The following is a 17,403-nucleotide window of genomic DNA, read 5'->3' on the forward strand; positions in this document are numbered from 1 at the left end:
GCATTGAGGGCTTAGTGAGGTTCGACTCCTCTCAACCGCATTTAGTTTTAAATGAGAAGTATCAAGGCTTTTAGAGCTTTGGTGCTTTTTTAAACTATAAAATTAATGACATTAATATGTGATATGTATAATTCTAAAGTGTCAAATATGAATTGTTTGATTCCATAGTATTAAATGGTACGATAAGATACTTAGGGAGGTGCGAAAGTGAGAAATTTTAATAGTGATTTATCGTACATGATTCAGCAGATTAATCATTCAATGGAACAAATGATTAATGAAAGACTTGAGAGTGAAGGTGTAAGTACTTCTCAAGCACGTGTTCTTTATCACCTTTATACGACAGAAGGGTCAAATCAAAGAGAAATTCAAACTAGTTTATCTATAAAGTCATCTTCATTAACAAAACTGATTGATATTCTTGAAAAGAAGCAGTTAGTCATAAGAAAAGAAAGTCCGAATGATTCTAGAGTAAAGCTTATTTTTTTGACGGAAAAAGGTAAAGAAAAAGAGAAGCGTTTATGGCAGTTAAGAGAAGAAACAGAAACATTCTTATCTCAATCATTAACACCAGAACAGAAAGATAAGTTGATTGAATACTTAGGAGAAATAAAAGGCACATTAAATTGATGTCTAGTAGGATAACATGTACTATGTTAATATTATAGTTAGTTAGCTAACTAACTATAATTAAAAATCTTAAATAGAAGGTGTTAATATGAAAATAGACCAACCTAAAATTTCAAATGAATTAACGACAAAGAGCTTTCAAGATATTTTTTACGAAGAAGACCCACATTTAAGTTATGGTTTGGTTTCCGAATCATCCTTTGATTCTGAAGATATGGACAGAGTTCATCTAAATAATATGATGATTAAGAACTCCACCTTTCAAAATACGATTTTTACAAATATTAATATTACCGATGTTCATTTTGAAAACTGTGATTTTTCAAATGCTGACTTGACCAGCGCAAGTATCCATAGAGCTACATTTAAAAATTGCAAATTATTAGGGGTTAAATTTACAGAGTCAAGTTTTGGTAATGTATCGTTTAAGGGTTCAGTGTTGACACTATGTGAGTTCGGGCACTCGAAGTTAAAACAAGTCATATTTGAAAGTAGTTTATTAAAAAATGCAGATTTTTATGATTGTAAGTTAACAAAAATAAAGTATGAACAATGCAATATTGATGGGGCAAGTTTTGACCGTACACCATTAAAAGGAATAGATATAAGTCGTTCTGAATTTGAGACTATAACTGTATCCATTGAGGAATTAAAAGGGTGTATAGTCTCCACTCATCAAGCCATGATGTTTGCAACTTTAATGGGGTTAGTGATAAAGGAATAAATGGACATGAGGGTGGAGGTTCGACTTCTATCAACCGCATATTTTTAAATAAGAAGTACCAATGTTTAAGGGACTTTGGTACTTTTCATTGTTGAGAATAGATATATGTGGGTAATATGATTAAAAATGTACCCCTAATTTATAAAAATTTCAGGGGTACAATATTTTTAGCAATTTATGAATCCTAATAATTATCTACCTGTTTGCACTAAGTGCTAACAAGCTTTTCAGGTTATGATCAATGAATTTATTATCAGCATCGTTAATCCCACGACCGGCGAAATGCCCCCAAATTGATTCAATAGGCAAGTAGGCACTATTTGGTATATGCTTAGCCTCATACTCGTTATCGTCAGCAGTACAGAATAAGTCGGTTTTAGCTGGCATGACATATGCATGAGCTTTGATATGACTAAGTGCTTCTTCAAAGTTTCCTTTGTAGATAGGATTATCACTAATATCTGCGTTCTGTCCTGTCCATAACATAGTTAGGAAATTGTGAGGATTCATTTTCATAAAGCTATCTTCTAAGATTCCTCCTACAAAATCTTCTATTGATTCACATCCCAACTCACGGTATAGCTCTTCTCTAAAAAATGCCTGTGATAAACCCCATCCTGCATAAACACTACCGACAGTGCGCATGTTTTCAGAAGTCAACTGATTTAATTTATCCGAAGGAACAGAAGCCGTAAGTGATGCTTTTAAGCCATTTAAGACCACATAATTATGCGACCACGTTTTAGCAGCACCGCAAAAAGGTGCAATTCGTTCGACCATGTCAGGATAAATGGCTCCCCATTGATAGGATTGAAGACCACCCATTGACCACCCTAGAACAAGAGAAATTTTCTTTATGCCGAATTTCTCTGTTACCAATTGGTGTTGAAGTACAACATTATCATAGATAGATACCTTAGGAAAATTATCCATATCATATGGGGCAGGTGTATTACTAGGAGACGAAGATAAACCATTTCCTAAGAGATTAGGAACAATAATGAAATATTTATCCGGATCTAGAGCCATTCCACTTCCAATTAGCCATTCGTTTTGATCATGCTGATCTCCTAAAGCAGTCGGAAAGATAATGACATTATTTTTATGCTCATTCAACTTTCCGTACGTTTTATAAGCGAGAATAGCATTGGGTAACCTTTCTCCTGATTGTAAAGTTACGTTCCCAAGATTAAAAATATCGTAATTCATTGTATAGTATCTCCCTTCAATATAAAAGAAACGTGAAACTGTTTCTTGTAATGAGTATATAGCTGTGTTACCTTCAATAAAAGTGAATGTAAATCAAAGTTATCTTCAATAAAAATGAAAGTAGAAAGGAAGAGAGAGTATTGGAAATTCGACAATTGAATACGTTTCGTACAGTTGCGTCTACTTTGAATTTTAGTCGTGCAGCTGAATCACTCAACTATGTTCCTTCTAATGTAACGATGCAAATTAAAGCCTTAGAGGATGAACTCGGTGTTCGTCTTTTTGATCGTTTAGGTAAGCAACTAGTTCTTACGACAGCAGGTAAACGTTTCTTAATTCATATTCAAAGCGTTCTTGATAAATTGGAGGAAGCTCGAAGTGTTGTTCATAATAGCGAAAATTTAACTGGTACACTAACAATAAGTGCCAATGAAGTCTTGTGCGCATATAGACTCCCGGCTGTATTTCAATTATTTCGTTCGCGCTTTCCTGGAGTGAGACTCATCTTTCGTTCTGTTCCAAATCAGCAACTCAAACAAACGCTTTTTGATGGTGATGCGGACGTGGTTTTCATTTTAGACGAACCTGTTCTATCAACAGGTCTTACAGTTGAACCTTTACTGGAAGAACATTTTGGATTTTTTGTGGCTCCTGACCATCCTCTCTTAAAACTACCTTTGTTAAGACTTGAAGATTTTCATGAAGAAGTATTTCTCGTCAATGAAAAGGGATGTACGTATCGAAACATGTTTGATCGATCATTTGAGCAAAAGGGAATGGATAGTATTACGTATTTAGAATTCCAAAATGCTGAAGCTATCAAACAATGCGCAATTACTGGGATAGGAATTGCCTTTCTTCCCATGAAAACTGTGGAAGTCGAAATAGAACGTGGGCAACTTGTATCACTGCCATGGAATATTCCGGACTTACATGTATATACACAGATGTTATGGCATAAAGACAAGTGGCTCTCACCCATAATCTCTGCCTTCATAGATGCGACAAGAGAGGGTATAGTTATGACAGAGAATAGAAACGTCTAGTAAATAAATGTAGTAGATAAGGGCGAATGATTTTATTGTATTTATAATTAATGTTCGTTTTAGAATGTTGAATATAATTACATGAGTCTCGGAGTGTTAAGAAATAAGGGGCTTTTAGATTCACCAATTCTTCGCCACGATATTTGAAAATAGGCGATCTAACATGAAAGTGGCGCGCATGTTTGCAGGAGATAACATTTTTCCACGACATTGAGGGCTTAGTGAAGTTAAACCGTGGAGGTTCGACTCCTCTCAAACGTATACAAATAAATTAAGTAAGTACCTTAGCGATAAGAGCTTTGGTGCTTTTATTTTAGGTAAACACGATTACATTAAAAAAGCTAAGTGATGTATTGCCTCACTTAGCTTTTTATAATGTCCTTAACCTTAAAAATGGATTGATATATTAGAACTTTATTTTTAGACTAGACTATTCAAGAATTGACTTGCGTCGCTGTTGAATTTCCACATTACGCCGAACTTGTCTATTAGCATGCCAAAACTAGATGACCATGGTACAGAAGAGATTGGCATTATAATTGTTCCGTCTTTAGAGAGGTTTTCAAAGTACAATTTGTTCGTTTCTTGTTCTCCATCAATTACGCTAATAATAACATTCGTTCCTTTTGTTACTTCACCTGTTACAGCTTGCATAGAAGGTAATACATCAGAAATCATTAATATGTTTTCAGAAAACTCAATGCGAGATTCCATAATCATGCCTTGTTCTTCTAAAGAAAGTGGTGCAGATGGATTTTGAGGAAGTGCACCAAAGCTGACCTTTTTTACTGTTCCTTGTAATGCTGTTTCATAAAATTCTAACGCTTCTTGTGCATTGCCATTGAATTGTAGGTATGCGATTGCTTTCATATGTTGTTGCCTCCTTATTGGTATATCAGTAGTATAATAAAGGATAGGTGACAACTGTATGTCGTATATGGGAGCGTGTTATGCAAAAAATTGAACGACTTATTTCAATTGTTATGATATTGCTACAAAAAGACGTAGTTTCAGCGTCAGAGTTCAGTCGTCTTTTTGATGTAACAAAACGAACAATACAACGTGATATGGAAACATTAAGTTATGCCAACATCCCTATTTATGCAAAACATGGTCATGAGGGCGGATATGCACTTATGGAAGAATACAAATTCGACAAACGTTTATTGACTCACAAAGACATTGAGAATATCACTGTAGCTTTAGATGGATTTGAACAGTTGACAACAAATGCTGACATACAAATGACCATACAAAAAATTAGAGGAATGAGTCATGTAGATGTAATACCTAAACTTTATCTATCTTTTTATAATTGGGTAGGAAGAAACCAATTACATGATGAATTGTCATTTATCATTGATGCAATTGAAAATCATTGGTTATTGGATTTTGAATATGTGGATCAAAAAGGAAACATAACGCATAGAGTCGTCGAACCTTATAAGTTACAGCTAATTGAGATGAACTGGTACTTATTAGGATATAGTTTAGAGCGTGAAGCCTATCGAACATTCAAATTAACGAGAATAACAGATATAGGGAAGAAAGGCTTTTTTACACCTAGACCAGAGCAAGAAGCCATTAAAGAAAAAGATGAAAAACGACCCGTTGTAAAACCTACTATGACAAATGTGAAATTACAAATAGATATTAGTGTTAGAGATCAATTTATTGAAAGGTATGGAAGACAATCTGTAGTAAAAAAGACTAAAAGGATTTACATGGTCAACATTAAATTACCTGAAAATCAATTTGCTTATCAGTTTCTCTCAGGTTTCGGTAACAAAGTAAAAATTATTGAACCAAAAGGTTATATTGATAAATATGTATCCTTTTTTAAGGAAGCATTAAAGCTTTATCAGTAAGCGACCAAATTACTTTGGTAGCTGTTTTTATCTCTAATAGTTGATTAGACGCCCATTATCATTCCAAAGACCATAAAGTTTGTTTTCTCTTGTATTTTTTATAAACTTATCTAGTCTTTTATAGTAAATATCAGGGGTATCTTTATAACTTTGTATCGTATCAATTCTAATTCGTATATAGAGTTCAGGAAGATGAGTAAAATTTTTGTATACTTCTTTGTCCGTTTTTATAAACGTGTTAATCTCTTTATCTATGATGAAAGATTCGGGGCTCATGTCAGGAAGAACAAGCAGCCCTCTTTCTTTCATTAAGCCTAATTTGCTTAAGCGCCTTACTCTTTCCTTATTTAATTGTCCAATTACTTTTTTTCTTTCGTGGAGAAAGCCTTTGAGCCAATTCGGTGTCTGAGATTTTTTTCTTAATGCCATCGATCCAACCAAAACATAAAGCTTCTTCTACGGCATCTAGATATAGAAGGGTATTTGGTTGTTCCGTCATACTAACAATAACCCAACAATATTCATCCTTAGATGAATGTTCCTCAAACCAATCTCTTAATTCTTGTCGGTTTTGTAAAGTAAGCAGATTTTTAATTTCCATGTTTTTTACTCCTCTCAACTCTTGATTTACAGCAGAATATAGACTATATAGTATTAATCCCCGTATTTAAAATATAGTAGGCAGATAGATATATATATAGTTACCATTAAAGATTTAAAAACAAATGAAATTATAGTGTACGGTATATCTGTATTATAATTCATGGTTCGGATTTTTAAATGGGTAATATTTACAGGCGGGTTTTTATTAGCGTAATATCAGAGGAATTAAGGTTCACCATTTCTTCACCACGATATTTGAAAATGGGCGTTTCGATATGAAAATGGTGCAAATGAGTGCAAGTAGTGTGCGTGCTTGTAGGAGATAACATGTATGCACCCGATTGAGGGCTTAGTGAGGTTAAACCCGTGGAGGTTCGAGTCCTCCGGGCCGCATATAGTTTTAAACTACTAATACCAAGGCTTCTAGAGCTTTGGTATTTTTTGTTCTACAAAAGAAGTTGCTAGTCTCATTACAGTACTGGAGTAAGAATTATATAGAAAATGCTTTGATTTTCTTTCTTGAAATTTTAAAAAACAGCTACTCTAGAGCAACTGGTTTACATACGAATCTCTTTCTATTAAGAGGTTGGAGGGGAAAGTGCATAAGTAGTAACGTACAAAACATATAGTATGCTTCAGTTTTAATTTTATACGTTATTTTTGGCAGTACTCATTTTTATTCAAATATTAAAGTCTCTATTTGATTCATTATGCAAAAGTTAAAAAGAACAAAACTCCTCAATTTACATATAACTGAATATTTTAATGAATACAGCTTAAACTTTACATATCAGAACAGAAAAGGGGCGTCTAAATGTATTATTACAAGGAAGAACTTATTAATATTGTTAAACCTGCTCAACCCGATCCTGCTGCTGCCAAAGTATTGCAGGAGATACTTGGAGGACATTATGGGGAGATGCGTACTATGATGCAATATTTCTTTCAAAGCTCTAATTTTAGAGGGAAAGAAAAACAATTTAAAGATCTAATACGTGGCGTTTTTCTTGAAGAGATCGCGCACGTTGAGCTCGTTCAAAATACAATTAACGCTTTATTAGATGAATCAGGTGCAAGTGGAGTAGGGAGTCAGGCTGATGACGGTGCTCCACTGGATGATGCTATAAAGCAAGAAGCTAATCCTCACCATTACATAATTGGAGCTCAGGCATCTCTTCCAGTGGATGCTGCGGGAAACCCTTGGAATGGGTCTTGGGTCTATAGTCATGGTAATCTTGTTGCTGATTTATTGAATAATGTTGTTTTGGAATCTACAGGTGTTTTACAAAAAACAAGGATTTATGAGATGAGTAGTAATCCAACATTCCGAGAAACGCTTGGTTTCTTAATTGTACGTGATAATGCCCATCAAAATGCATTTGCGAAAGCACTTGAAACATTAGGCGTTGAGTGGGGTAAGTTGTTCCCAGTTCCGAACTATGATATCAACAAATATCCAGAGTGTAGAAGATTTGTTGATCTTGGATATCATAATGTTCAATTCAATTTTCGATTGGATGAGACAAGAATGGCTGAGATTCTACACGGACAAACACCTAGTAGAAATGGTGGTGAATTTTCTGTCACTCCTCCACCTGAGGGTTTCCCAGTACCAGAGCTATCTGATATGCCAAACGAGCACAGTCCAGGTCTTAATGACTTAAATAATTAAGATTTCAGTTTGCTCGTATAGTTATAATTCCAATGGGAACTCTTAATACAGTAAGACAAAATTACATTGGAGGTACAAATGGGAATCTTAAGCGGTAATCCACAAGACGAACCAATGCATTATGGTGAAGTATTTAGCACTTGGAATTTTGTATTGATGGGGAATAAAGCCATTGCCGAAGCGCAAGTTTTATTGAACCATGTAGGAGATCATGACCTAAAAAAACTATTGCAAGAGTCAGTAGAAGCAGGACAAGCCGAAGTAAAAAAAGTATCAGATTTATTAAAAGAGAACGGGATTGCCGTTTCACCTTCTGCACCAGAACCACCGGCAGTTGATCTAAATGACATTCCTGTAGGTGCAAGGTTTTTAGATCCAGATATCGCTGCATCTGCATCAGAGAAACTCGCAGCAGGTTTAGTAACATGTAGCACAATCATGGGACAATCTATTCGAGAAGACATTGCCATGATGTTCGGTCAATTCCATATTAGTAAAGCAGCACTTGGTGCTAAGTACTTAAAGCTAATAAAAGAAAAAGGATGGCTTATACCTCCTCCCCTTCATCAGAGTCCTAAAGAAAAGTAAGAGAAGTTCACAGATGTAATCCAGAGTGCCAAGGCTAATAGCTTTGGTACTTATTTCGAAATTGTACTTGATACAGCTAAGAAAGCGGATCATGTTATAGGCATGTATACTGGTCGAGGATACAAATTTGTGGAGGATGTCGATTGGGATACTGCAAATTATCGTGGTATTATTATGAGTAAGATAATCAAGAGTTAAGCTAGAAATATAAGGGCGAATGATTCTATAATTTTTTTACTTAATGTTCGCTTATTGAAATTTGTTAAGATGAGCAAGGAGTCTCCAAATGGCAAAGAATAAGGATATTTTAGGTTCACCAATTCTTCACCACGGTATTTGAAAATGGGCGTTTCGATATGAAAATGGTGCAAATGAGTGCAACTAGTGTAGGTGTTTGCAGGAGATAACACGTTTCCACGGCATTGAGGGCCTAGTGGGGTTAAACCCGTGGAGGTTCGAGTCCTCTCAACCGCATATCAGTAGTACCAAGGCTTTTAGAGCTTTGGTGCTTTTTTATTTTTGGGAATATATAGGTGATTATAGCGTGATTCTTTCCACATTCTTTCCACGCTTGTTTTTTCTATATATTTACAAGTGGATGGAATGTTCGGAAATAGCTTTTAACGTTTAACTCGTGGGGAGGTTCGAGTCCTCTCAACCGCATAAGGTTAAACTAATGAATGAAGAAGTACCAAGGCTTTTAAAGCTTTGGTACTTCTTATATAAACGTAATTGGTTCTCTTAAACTAGTTCTGTTGTAACAGCAGATTGTAAAGTAAGTGAACAAACTACATTTTGATATTTAGAAGTGAAATATAAACCACTAGGACCACCTGCGGATATTGCGATAAGGTGAACTTTATTAATGTTCAAATGATTTAGTAACTCCATATAATACTTACATGCAATAGAAAGACTTTCTCCTACTCCTTTTGATGTACTTCCATACCCTGCTCTTGAAGGAGTAATAATAGAGAAACCATTAACTAATAGTTCCTTATATCCGAACTCTTCATTACAATTGAATGACCTCCGTGCATGATTAATATAGGTTCTCCTTTACCGATAATGGAATACTCTAAAGCATTAAATAGCCTCCATCTACATAAAATATTAAATGTTCTATCCTGAATTAAAATGAGCTGAAATATTTCACTCATTCTCTTATTGAGCTTCATGAGATTACCCTGTGAAAATATCTCCTTTAGGATAATTAATTTTTCGTTTGTCTGCTTTTGCCAAAGCAAATGCAAAGGTAACAGGACCAATTCTTCCTATAAACATGAGTAGACAGATGATCAATTTCCCGGAAGTCGATAAGCCAGAGGTTAATCCCATGGACAATCCTACGGTACCAAATGCGGAAAAGGCTTCAAAAGAAATCTCAAGAAGGCTTGCACTTTCAACAATTGAAAGCAAAAATATACCACTTAGAACAAATAGGAAGCTAGTCACAATTATTGCAAGTGAGCGGACAATAATACTAGAAGGCAGTGTGCGTTCATATAGGACAGGTTCTTGTCTACCTCGTAAGTAACTAATCACGGCAATGATCGTTACTAGAAAAGTGGTAAGCTTAATTCCACTTCCAGTAGAAGCACTACCTGCCCCTATGAACATTAATACCATGGTTAAGATCAATGAACTAGTCTCCATACTTCCGGTATCAAGTGAATTAAAACCAGCAGTTCTTGGGGTGACGGCTTGAAAATAGGAACTCCATATTTTCTCAATGAAAGGTAAGCTGCCTAAGGTGTTAGGATTTAGATATTCTAGACTAAAAATCAAAAGTGTTGCAATAACATTAATAATTAATGTTCCTACAAGCATCACTTTGGTGTGAAGTGATAAATGGTTAAACGTACGTTTTGAAATTAACTCGTAAATAACAGTGAAGCCAATGCCTCCAGTAATGAATAAAAAAGTAATTACTATATTAACTAATGGGTCGCCCTTGTAACTAGTTAAGCTGTCTGACCACAAAGAAACAGCATTATTAAATGCTGATACTGCATGAAATAAACTTGTAAAGAGACCCTCTCCCCACCCATACTCAGGGACCCATTTAATTGATAAGATGATCGTCGCCAGTAGTTCCATACTGATAGCAAAAATGAAAACTAATTTAACGAGCTTAACCATACCACCGGTAGAGTGTTGGTTAAAGGACTCCTGAACTAATAAGCGATCCTTAAGTCCAATTTTCTTTCCAAGTAGTAGCACAATGAAGATCGTAAAAGTCATTAAGCCAATTCCACCTATCTGCATCATGGTCATGATGACCACTTGACCAAAGCGCGTGAAATCAGCACCAGTATCGAGAACAACAAGTCCGGTAACCGTTGTTGCGGATGTCGCCGTAAAAAAGGCATTGAGTAAAGATATTGGAGCGTGAGTTGAATATGGGAGTGATAATAAGATGGTTCCCATAAGGATTGTAATCAGAAAACCTAATGCTAACGTTTGAGGGGGAGATCTATGAAAGAGCAACTTTTTTAGAATCTCCATACTAAAGACCTTTCTCTTGGAAACGTTTAACATCTTTTTTTAGTCCTATAATAATTAATAAATCATTTGTTTGAATCGTATCTTCTGGCATGGGTGAAACAGTTAATCGATTGTCTCTTTTTATAGCAAGAACATTAATCTTATATTTTCTTCTTAAATCTAAAGAAGCTAATGTTTTCCCATTGACGATTGGAGTAGCGAAAAGTTCTGCAATACTATAATCATCTGAGAGGTCAATATAATCAATTATCTTTTCTGCGACCATATTTTGAGCTACTCTAATCCCCATATCATACTCAGGGTGTATAATTCGGTCTGCTCCAATTCTCTCTAATACTTTATGGTGATACTGGTTTTGTGCTTTTGTCCAAACATTAGGAATGTCTAATTCTTTTAAGATAAGTGTAGTAAGAATACTTGATTGAATATCATTACCAATCGCTACAACGACATGGCTACAGTTTTTAATGCCAGCATTACTAAGAGCTTCCTCATCTGTCGTGTCCATTTGAATAGCATGGGTAGAGAAATCGACGTATTGGTTAATCTTTTCAGTGTTACGATCGATCGCAAGAACTTCGTATCCCGTTTTATACAGTTCTTTACATACACTACCTCCAAACCTACCTAATCCAATGACAGCTACTTGTTTTTTGGTCTCTTTGGCCATTCTTTATGTCCCCTCCATTTTTAAAAAAGACTATCCTTAAATAAATAGTCTAGACCTTCTCTCTCTAAAATAACGCTGACGAGATTAGTTGTCGGATTAGGAGCCAAGAGTACCCCTTCTTTAGTAAGATTCACCCCAAGACGAAAGTGTAAACCATCTGTTCTTTATCCTCCCGTTCCACCATTTAGATGGATTAAGCGATTTGAAGAAAATGAAGTTGTCAGAAGTAATTTACTCCTAATAGGAAGTAGTGTCAACCTAATTTTCCCTTACTATTTTTAAGTTTTCTTTTGTCACTACTTTCCTTCATATTTAAAAGAAATCAAGATAATTTCAATGGCTGATTTACATCTTAAAAATAAATTCTTTGGGAGAACATGATATAATTCTATAAGGTCGATTTACTTTATTGAAAAGAGGGATCTTTTGTTTTCATTAGTTAATCAAAAGTATCTAAAGTTCATTATTATTAGTTTAATTATTATTATCTTAGTTTATTTTATTCTCCCGGTTTCATATCCAATTTTGTTAGCTTTTGTTGTGGCACTTATATTAACACCGATTGTAAGGTATCTTACAATTGTTTTGAAAATAAAACGTGTATTTTCAGTTACAATTGTATTTCTACTGTTTTTTTTATTTTTAATTGGTCTTATTTATTTGACAATAACTCAAGTGATATCTCAAGGAGTTCAGTTCTTTGAAAATCTTCCTTCTTATATTACCAACATTAATGAGGGGTGGAATACAGTAATATCAGGACTAGAAACAAGTTTTTCTGATTTTCCTGATATCGTATTTTCATCAATAAATGACCAAATTAATTATTTTCTTGAAGAGATGAGATCGACAGTGAACCAGTTGGATATCATTTCAACGGTAACGGTCGGGTTAGCGAAAATACCTGGTTACTTAATATCTTTTATTGTATTTTTGATTACTTTGTTTTTGTTTTTAATTGAGATGCCAAGACTAAAGAAATTCATAAACAATAACCTGTCAAAGGACATGAACGAACGGTTTCAGTTTATGATCGCACGATTTTCGAAAGTTATCTCAGGTTTTTTAAAGGCACAATTTCTTGTGAGCATACCTATATTCTTAATTTCCTTAATTGGTCTGTTATTTATTTCACCAAAAGTAGCTCTCACGATGGCGATCGTAATTTGGATTATAGATTTCATTCCTCTTATTGGTTCGATAGTCATATTAGCACCTTGGGCAACCTATCTTTTATTGGTAGGGGACAATAGTACTGGCATACAACTCTTGGTTTTAGCTGGTATTCTTTTAATAATAAGAAGAACAATCGAGCCGAAAGTAATGGGAAATCAAATAGGTTTGTCGCCATTAGCAACTTTAATTTCAATGTACTTAGGAGCACAATTATTAGGAATAACCGGGTTAGTATTAGGTCCTTTAATAATAATAGGATTTAATACTGCAAAAGAAGCAAAGATTATAAAGTTCCCAAGTGGAACTTAGTTCATTTTACTTCATTTGTACTTCAATAATTTTTGGTACATTAAAAGAAAGATCGAAATGAGAATAGCAAAGACGATGTCAGCATATTCATTAAAATGAAAAATTCGTCGAATTGTTAATAAATTTTGAGGGATGTTACTTAAAATAACCACAATAGATCCAATTATAATTGAAAAAAGTTTTGTTTTACTTTTATTGAACATGATCTCCAAACCGGTTGTAGACGCGTAAAGTAGAATGGTTAATGTTGTTAACACGATAATAGACCAACATGCTAAAAAAATTAGATCAACCCGTTCAAAAATAGTAAATGAAATGGTTTTAATCATATATAAAAAAGGTTCAGGAAGAATATTAAATTGACCCGGACTAAAATAGATAAAACATGCGAGAACGATAAATGTATAAAAGATTGTGACAAAAATATTTGCATAAGTTGCTGTTAGCAATTTTTCCTTACTGGTTCCACTTACGAATGGATATATAATTGGTAGTATAAGAAATCCCTGCATAGCAAAAGTACTAGATAATGCACCTTTCCAAATCCCAATCCAATCTGTCTCAAATATAGGCAAAAGATAAAGGGGTTCTGAATCTGAAAATGCAAACGTAGCGCAAATTGGTGCTAAGAGAAGAAAAGGAGAAGAGATCGTCATAAAAGTTGCAATTGTTTTGAGAGGACTAATTAAAAGATAGAGAGCAGGTATAATAAAAAGTATTAATTTAACAATCCCTGGTGTATTCGGTAACACCCAAGCGCCTATAAGTGTATTAAAGAAAATTAAGAGCGTGATGGTAATAAAGATAAAATAAAAAGTATATAGTAGGATTAAAAAATTCCCCACAATATTACCTAAAACTTGTTTAAGATATGTATAAAATGTAAGATGCGGGTAGCTTGCGGATATAAACCAGAGAACGATAATCATGAACTGTGAAAATAGTCCAAGCTAATAGAACAGAAATCCACCCATCAGTATTGGCTTCTTGAAAAACAACGTATGGTAGTGTGAAAAGACCAGCACCAACTTGAGCTTGAACGAAGAACCAAAAAAATTGTGGGAGACTAATATCTTTAACCTGAGTCATTTTTCCCCTCCACTTTTAGTCGTAGTCTTAATCTCTCCAGAAAATAAAATTAAATTTATATTTCAGGAGCTTAAAATGAAAAATACAACTTTTCCATTCAATTACTAAATAAATTTGTATTCTTTACTACTTAGAAGAGTTTTGAAATATTTACTGTACTTTTAAATAGGTTCATGTATAATTTGAAATTATCATAGAACAATAAAATTTATCGAAGAATTTTTTGGAGGAGCCTGTCACCAAGGGGGAATTATGCCCATGTGTCAGGCTTTTTTTGCGTGAAGAAGGAAACTTTTTTAGGCTTATAGTTACGGTTATTCATCACATAGGCTACATAAAAGGAAAAAAGATGAGTTATAAAGAATCAAATCAGATTTGCTAAGTTCCAAGTGAAGAGGTGCGGGTATGAAGAAAATAATTGTTACAGGAATTGTTCTAATCGTCGTTTCTTATTTTAGCGTACTTAATTATGTTATATATTCTAATAATGAGACTACCACGACCGGAAAAATTGTAAGTATAATGGAAATGAAGTATGGTACTATTATGTCCATTCATCTCTTCGATAACAAAACAAATGAGGATAAATTAATCTCAGAAGAACAAACTATTAATCAATTCAAAGATGAACTTAACGGTATAGTACTTACTGATGTCAAAGGCGAGGAAATTGAAGAAATAATTTATTCATTTAGCATATATACTGCCGAAACTACAAATGCACAATCCAAAAGAATTGATGGTTATATATCTTCGGGGGAACTTAATATAGGAGATGAAACGTATAGGGGAAATGGCATAAACCAAGTACTGGATGTTATTCATAAATTTTTTGCAAATAATTAATAATCAAGTTAATAATAGGGTGACGAGAGTCAGGTAACCATTTAATGGAGGTGGAATGATTGAAGAAAAAAATATACTGGTATGTCTTGTATCATTTTTAATAATCGATATTTCACTATTTATCTATTCGCAGGTTAAAAAAACTAGTTTTAACGGTTTTATTTTAAACTGTTAAGAGAGGAAAAGACTTTCCCAAAGAAATAATCTGAACAATTTTTTAATAGATAGGAGTGAAGCTTTCTTGAAAAAACAATTTATCGTCATTGGGCTAGGACGCTTTGGAAGTAGTTTAACTCAAACGTTGGTGGAAGGAGGTCATGAAGTATTAGCAGTTGATAAAGATATTGATTTAGTACAAAACCTTGCTTCCACAGCCACCCACGTTATTCAAGCAGACGCTACAGACGAGGGAGTTTTAAGAGAGCTTGGAGCAGGAAATTTTCAACATGCTATTGTAGCGATAGGTGAGAATCTCCAATCGAGTATTTTAATAACATTACTTTTGAAAGAGATGAACATCCCAAAAGTCACAGTAAAAGCCAAAAACGTCATATATGGAAATGTGCTTGCTAAAATTGGAGCTGATCAGGTTGTGTTCCCTGAAAGAGATATGGGGATTCGTCTAGGCAGACAATTAAGTTCCGAAAATATAATTGATTATATTGAACTTTCAACTGATTATAACTTGGTTGAAATGAACGCCCAAGCTACCATGAATGGATATTCTATTATAGAATTAGACGTTAGGGCAAAGTATGGGTTGAATATTATGGCAATTAAATCAGGGAATGACGTTAATATCTCACCTAAAGCAGAAGACATCATTAAGGCAGGGGATATTCTGTTATTGATAGGTTCAAATCAAGAAATAAGGGCTTTGGAACGTAACTATGACAAAATATGATAAGAAAGATTACTTGAAATTTAATATGAAATCTATCGTAAGCAAATTAAGTCCTCCACAATTAATTATGATTGTATTTTTTATATTAATAATTATTGGTACTGCATTATTAATGCTACCTGTATCATCTTCAGGACCTCATTCTGTAACATTCTTAGATGCGCTTTTTACTGCAACGTCTGCGATTTGTGTAAATGGGTTAGTCGTAGTGGATACTGGGCTGACCTATTCTACTTTTGGACAAGGTATTATTATGATTCTTATTCAAATTGGTGGACTTGGGTTTATGACTTTAGGGGTTATTATTGCAATTGTTCTTGGTAAAAGAATTGGTTTAAAGCAAAGGCTAATTATCCAACAGACAACACACTCAAATTCTTCGTCTGGGTTAGTTAAGCTTTGTTTATACATTGCCTGTATTGCGTTTGTATTTGAAGCAGTGGCTGTTTGTGTATTAACAACCCGTTGGATGGCAGAATTGGGACTTAAAGACGCTTTTTTTCACGCAAGTTTTTATTCTATTTCAGCATTTAACAACGCTGGCTTTTCAATTTGGTCAGATAGTCTATCTGAATTTATAGATGATCCAGTTGTTAACCTAACAATTATGGGGTTATTTATAAGTGGGGGACTAGGTTATATTGTAATTGTAGAGATCTTTAGAAAAAGAAATTGGAAAAAGCTAACTCTACATTCTAAAATCGTTCTTGTAAGCTCTGGTGCATTGCTACTTACGGGCTTTTTATTAATATACGCACTCGAATCGATGAATCCAGATACATTTGGTCAGTTAACTTGGTCTGAACGTTTATGGTCTGGTTGGTTTCAAAGTGCGACCGCTAGAAGTGCGGGTTTTAATACTATTGATATAAATAGTATGTTATCCTCATCTCAGCTAGTATTAATCCTTTTGATGTTTATTGGTGCATCCTCAGGCGGAACAGGTGGAGGAATTAAAACGACAACATTTTTTGTCTTATTATTAGCTACTTTTACTACATTCCGTGGCGGTGGACAAATTCATGCATTTGAACGTAAAATTCCGAGTGAAACAATTATGCGAGCATTAGCAGTAGTTATCAGTTCTTTATCATTTGTTTTTTTAGTCGCTTTGCTTTTGACTGTTACTGAAGGAATACATGAAGAACATTTTATGGAAGTATTATTCGAAGCAACATCTGCTTTTAGCACAGCTGGTCTTTCGATGGGACTAACTAGTGAACTGAGTTCAGTCGGTAAATGTATTGTGATTGTTACGATGTTTATAGGGAGACTAGGACCACTTACATTAGCTTATGCCCTAGCAAAAAAGAAAAGGAAGTCAAAACTCGGATATGCAGAGGATCAGGTGTTAATAGGATAAATACTTAGTGATCTCTTTAAATAAGGTTAGCTATTCTGTAAAAGGGAATGAACAAAACTGTTCATTCCTTTTAGTGTATTTCAATCAAGTAAGGTTAAACTCGTGGAGGTTCGACTCCTCTCAACCGCATATTATATTAGAACAATGGTACTTTTTATGTTTGTGTTGAAAGTTCATTCAAATACCAACACGTATTAA

16 protein-coding genes, 2 pseudogenes and 1 riboswitch are annotated in these 17,403 nt (G+C 34.3%); of the genes and pseudogenes, 10 read left to right on the forward strand and 8 right to left on the reverse strand.

Annotated elements, in window-relative coordinates:
• Positions 1 to 207: 207 nt before the first annotated feature.
• Positions 208 to 630: a MarR family winged helix-turn-helix transcriptional regulator gene (locus tag NDM98_RS19505; protein WP_251611178.1), complete on the forward strand. Its 423-nt coding sequence runs from the start codon at positions 208 to 210 to the stop codon at positions 628 to 630.
• 88 nt (positions 631 to 718) lie between these two features.
• The gene (locus NDM98_RS19510; protein ID WP_251611180.1) at positions 719 to 1,354 is read left to right on the forward strand and encodes a pentapeptide repeat-containing protein; all 636 of its coding nucleotides are present in this window, start codon (positions 719 to 721) and stop codon (positions 1,352 to 1,354) included.
• A gap of 195 nt (positions 1,355 to 1,549) precedes the next feature.
• Here NDM98_RS19510 and NDM98_RS19515 read toward each other — a convergent pair whose 3' ends face one another.
• Positions 1,550 to 2,563, reverse strand: a complete 1,014-nt coding sequence (locus NDM98_RS19515; RefSeq protein WP_251611188.1) for an alpha/beta fold hydrolase — start codon at positions 2,561 to 2,563, stop codon at positions 1,550 to 1,552.
• A 140-nt stretch (positions 2,564 to 2,703) separates the two neighbouring features.
• Here NDM98_RS19515 and NDM98_RS19520 point away from each other — a divergent pair, with 140 nt between their 5' ends.
• On the forward strand, positions 2,704 to 3,609 hold the full coding sequence (locus tag NDM98_RS19520) for a LysR family transcriptional regulator (protein ID WP_251611189.1): 906 nt from the start codon (positions 2,704 to 2,706) through the stop codon (positions 3,607 to 3,609).
• A 420-nt stretch (positions 3,610 to 4,029) separates the two neighbouring features.
• Here NDM98_RS19520 and NDM98_RS19525 read toward each other — a convergent pair whose 3' ends face one another.
• Positions 4,030 to 4,479 carry a VOC family protein gene (locus NDM98_RS19525; RefSeq protein WP_251611190.1) on the reverse strand — a complete coding sequence of 150 codons (450 nt, stop codon included), beginning with the start codon at positions 4,477 to 4,479 and terminating at the stop codon, positions 4,030 to 4,032.
• An 80-nt stretch (positions 4,480 to 4,559) separates the two neighbouring features.
• Between NDM98_RS19525 and NDM98_RS19530 the strand changes: the two genes are divergently transcribed.
• Complete coding sequence (locus NDM98_RS19530) at positions 4,560 to 5,477, forward strand: helix-turn-helix transcriptional regulator (protein WP_251611191.1); 918 nt, start codon at positions 4,560 to 4,562, stop codon at positions 5,475 to 5,477.
• Positions 5,478 to 5,510: 33 nt separating this feature from the next.
• Here NDM98_RS19530 and NDM98_RS19535 read toward each other — a convergent pair.
• A pseudogene (locus NDM98_RS19535) lies at positions 5,511 to 6,078 on the reverse strand (YdeI/OmpD-associated family protein).
• 816 nt (positions 6,079 to 6,894) lie between these two features.
• Between NDM98_RS19535 and NDM98_RS19540 the strand changes: the two are divergent.
• Both NDM98_RS19540 and NDM98_RS19545 read left to right on the forward strand, forming a co-directional pair.
• A complete protein-coding gene (locus NDM98_RS19540) occupies positions 6,895 to 7,752 on the forward strand; it encodes a manganese catalase family protein (RefSeq protein ID WP_251611192.1) in 858 nt (285 codons plus the stop codon).
• 78 nt (positions 7,753 to 7,830) lie between these two features.
• Positions 7,831 to 8,340, forward strand: coding sequence for a DUF3231 family protein (locus NDM98_RS19545; protein ID WP_251611194.1), 510 nt, complete (start codon positions 7,831 to 7,833; stop codon positions 8,338 to 8,340).
• Between the two features lie 750 nt (positions 8,341 to 9,090).
• On the opposite strand, the pseudogene NDM98_RS19550 reads toward NDM98_RS19545, so the two are convergent.
• The 3 genes and pseudogenes from NDM98_RS19550 to NDM98_RS19560 all read right to left on the reverse strand — a co-directional run.
• A pseudogene (locus NDM98_RS19550) lies at positions 9,091 to 9,452 on the reverse strand (alpha/beta fold hydrolase); the annotation flags it as partial.
• A gap of 70 nt (positions 9,453 to 9,522) precedes the next feature.
• Positions 9,523 to 10,848 (reverse strand): TrkH family potassium uptake protein, encoded by a 1,326-nt coding sequence (locus NDM98_RS19555; RefSeq protein ID WP_251611201.1) that lies wholly within the window; start codon positions 10,846 to 10,848, stop codon positions 9,523 to 9,525.
• Between the two features lies 1 nt (position 10,849).
• Positions 10,850 to 11,518, reverse strand: coding sequence for a potassium channel family protein (locus tag NDM98_RS19560; protein WP_251611203.1), 669 nt, complete (start codon positions 11,516 to 11,518; stop codon positions 10,850 to 10,852).
• A 57-nt stretch (positions 11,519 to 11,575) separates the two neighbouring features.
• Positions 11,576 to 11,728, reverse strand: a riboswitch (cyclic di-AMP (ydaO/yuaA leader).
• 216 nt (positions 11,729 to 11,944) lie between these two features.
• On the opposite strand from NDM98_RS19560, the gene ytvI reads away from it, so the two are divergent.
• Positions 11,945 to 13,003, forward strand: coding sequence for a sporulation integral membrane protein YtvI (ytvI, locus tag NDM98_RS19565; protein ID WP_251611205.1), 1,059 nt, complete (start codon positions 11,945 to 11,947; stop codon positions 13,001 to 13,003).
• A gap of 11 nt (positions 13,004 to 13,014) precedes the next feature.
• On the opposite strand, the gene NDM98_RS19570 is transcribed toward ytvI, so the two are convergent.
• Both NDM98_RS19570 and NDM98_RS19575 read right to left on the reverse strand, forming a co-directional pair.
• Entirely contained in the window at positions 13,015 to 13,932 is a 918-nt protein-coding gene (locus tag NDM98_RS19570) for a GerAB/ArcD/ProY family transporter (protein ID WP_251611207.1), read from the reverse strand.
• Entirely contained in the window at positions 13,868 to 14,092 is a 225-nt protein-coding gene (locus tag NDM98_RS19575) for a GerAB/ArcD/ProY family transporter (RefSeq protein ID WP_251611209.1), read from the reverse strand. The genes NDM98_RS19570 and NDM98_RS19575 overlap by 65 nt, the downstream gene beginning before the upstream one ends.
• A gap of 405 nt (positions 14,093 to 14,497) precedes the next feature.
• Between NDM98_RS19575 and NDM98_RS19580 the strand changes: the two genes are divergently transcribed.
• The 3 genes from NDM98_RS19580 to NDM98_RS19590 all read left to right on the forward strand — a co-directional run bounded on the left by NDM98_RS19580 (position 14,498) and on the right by NDM98_RS19590 (position 17,205).
• Complete coding sequence (locus NDM98_RS19580) at positions 14,498 to 14,938, forward strand: hypothetical protein (RefSeq protein WP_251611211.1); 441 nt, start codon at positions 14,498 to 14,500, stop codon at positions 14,936 to 14,938.
• Positions 14,939 to 15,179: 241 nt separating this feature from the next.
• Complete coding sequence (locus NDM98_RS19585; RefSeq protein WP_251611212.1) at positions 15,180 to 15,842, forward strand: potassium channel family protein; 663 nt, start codon at positions 15,180 to 15,182, stop codon at positions 15,840 to 15,842.
• Positions 15,829 to 17,205, forward strand: a complete 1,377-nt coding sequence (locus tag NDM98_RS19590; protein WP_251611213.1) for a TrkH family potassium uptake protein — start codon at positions 15,829 to 15,831, stop codon at positions 17,203 to 17,205. Before NDM98_RS19585 ends, NDM98_RS19590 begins: the two co-directional genes overlap by 14 nt.
• Positions 17,206 to 17,403 lie beyond the last annotated feature (198 nt).

Origin of the sequence: Alkalicoccobacillus plakortidis, from assembly GCF_023703085.1 — a bacterium.
GTDB lineage: Bacteria > Bacillota > Bacilli > Bacillales > Bacillaceae_D > Alkalicoccobacillus > Alkalicoccobacillus plakortidis.

What these genes read in the sequence shown, in the direction of transcription:
- NDM98_RS19575 (WP_251611209.1), bottom strand. Translation starts at nt 14,092, where the DNA reads ATGACTCAGGTTAAAGATATTAGTCTCCCACAATTTTTTTGGTTCTTC.
- NDM98_RS19560 (WP_251611203.1), bottom strand. Translation starts at nt 11,518, where the DNA reads ATGGCCAAAGAGACCAAAAAACAAGTAGCTGTCATTGGATTAGGTAGG.
- NDM98_RS19580 (WP_251611211.1), top strand. Translation starts at nt 14,498, where the DNA reads ATGAAGAAAATAATTGTTACAGGAATTGTTCTAATCGTCGTTTCTTAT.
- NDM98_RS19515 (WP_251611188.1), bottom strand. Translation starts at nt 2,563, where the DNA reads ATGAATTACGATATTTTTAATCTTGGGAACGTAACTTTACAATCAGGA.
- NDM98_RS19540 (WP_251611192.1), top strand. Translation starts at nt 6,895, where the DNA reads ATGTATTATTACAAGGAAGAACTTATTAATATTGTTAAACCTGCTCAA.
- NDM98_RS19590 (WP_251611213.1), top strand. Translation starts at nt 15,829, where the DNA reads ATGACAAAATATGATAAGAAAGATTACTTGAAATTTAATATGAAATCT.
- NDM98_RS19510 (WP_251611180.1), top strand. Translation starts at nt 719, where the DNA reads ATGAAAATAGACCAACCTAAAATTTCAAATGAATTAACGACAAAGAGC.
- NDM98_RS19570 (WP_251611207.1), bottom strand. Translation starts at nt 13,932, where the DNA reads ATGATTATCGTTCTCTGGTTTATATCCGCAAGCTACCCGCATCTTACA.
- NDM98_RS19530 (WP_251611191.1), top strand. Translation starts at nt 4,560, where the DNA reads ATGCAAAAAATTGAACGACTTATTTCAATTGTTATGATATTGCTACAA.
- NDM98_RS19555 (WP_251611201.1), bottom strand. Translation starts at nt 10,848, where the DNA reads ATGGAGATTCTAAAAAAGTTGCTCTTTCATAGATCTCCCCCTCAAACG.
- NDM98_RS19525 (WP_251611190.1), bottom strand. Translation starts at nt 4,479, where the DNA reads ATGAAAGCAATCGCATACCTACAATTCAATGGCAATGCACAAGAAGCG.
- NDM98_RS19545 (WP_251611194.1), top strand. Translation starts at nt 7,831, where the DNA reads ATGGGAATCTTAAGCGGTAATCCACAAGACGAACCAATGCATTATGGT.